Here is a 546-nt window from a genome sequence, read left to right as displayed (position 1 = left end):
CGAGCTATTCAAACGCAATTTAAAGCAGATTCCATCTGGAGCTTTTATCCTTGCAGATAAAGGCTACCAGGGAATTTATGCTGTGTATCCTAATAGCCTGTTGCCGTTAAAAGCCAAAAGACGCTGTAAATTGGATCCTGAACTCAAAATCTATAATCAGGAAATCAACAAAAGAAGAATCGGGATCGAGCATGTATTTGGTCGCCTGAAGACCTTTAAAATTCTTGCTGGACGTTACCGAAATAGAGGTAAAAGACTGGGTTTGAGATTCAGTTTAATTACTGGAATCTATAACTTGGAGTTGAGTGAAAAATGATTTATGAAAGAGGTCTACTAATGACGTATAAAGTTTTATATAATTTTCCTGTTTATGTGATTTAAAATTAGGTACGTACACCGCCTCAACTTTTTAATAAAGTATAAAAGATGTTTGTGTAGGCAATACACTTACTTTTGATAGGCCAAAAGAAAGCAAAAGCCTTTGTTACCCATACATAACATCCCTATTATGATGGATAACGTGTGGCATCCCTGCCACACTCGTGT

General features: G+C 36.4%; 1 protein-coding gene. It reads left to right on the top strand.

The features are described from left to right. Nucleotides 1-316 (top strand): transposase family protein (locus SE27_RS14080; protein WP_201772992.1); only part of this gene is annotated, 316 nt, incomplete at its 5' end. Nucleotides 317-546: the final 230 nt, after the last annotated feature.

Source organism: Acinetobacter harbinensis, from assembly GCF_000816495.1.
GTDB classification, from domain to species: domain Bacteria; phylum Pseudomonadota; class Gammaproteobacteria; order Pseudomonadales; family Moraxellaceae; genus Acinetobacter; species Acinetobacter harbinensis.
The sequence above is the reverse complement of the archived record's forward strand: the minus strand, read 5'-3'. Positions and strand labels throughout refer to the sequence as shown.